At 60.6% G+C, this 401-nt stretch carries 1 protein-coding gene; it reads right to left on the minus strand.

Going from position 1 to position 401, the window contains the following annotated elements:
* The coding region (locus tag PY649_RS34920) for a MobA/MobL family protein (RefSeq protein WP_285873634.1) at positions 1-401 on the minus strand (401 nt) is incomplete at both ends.

The following is a 401-nucleotide window of genomic DNA, read 5'->3' on the forward strand; positions in this document are numbered from 1 at the left end:
TCATTGGTCCGGTGATCTATCCGGGCCTCTTGTCCGGCCCGCTCTAGCGCGGCATTGGCAAGGCCAGCCCATAGATGGCGAACCTCTGTTACCTCGTCTGCCCCTTTACCAAGCCCCATGCTGGTCCGCTTCTTGTCGGACAGTTCAATGGTTGATTTGTCTCCAAAAGACAGCTTGCCCTCGGCATCCCGCTCCACCTTGCGAGTGGTGGTCATGATGTGCGCGTGATGATTCCGCTCATCGCCTTCGTTACCGGGCAGATGCACCGCCACATCCACGGCCACCCCGTAACGCTCCACCAGTGCGCGGGCAAAGCTATCAGCCAGATCGGCACGCTGCTCACTGGTCAGTTCGTTCGGAAGGGCAAGTACCCACTCCCTGCCGGTGCGGGCATCCTTCCG

Origin of the sequence: Rhizobium mayense (assembly GCF_030272705.1) — a bacterium.
Classification (GTDB): domain Bacteria; phylum Pseudomonadota; class Alphaproteobacteria; order Rhizobiales; family Rhizobiaceae; genus Rhizobium; species Rhizobium mayense.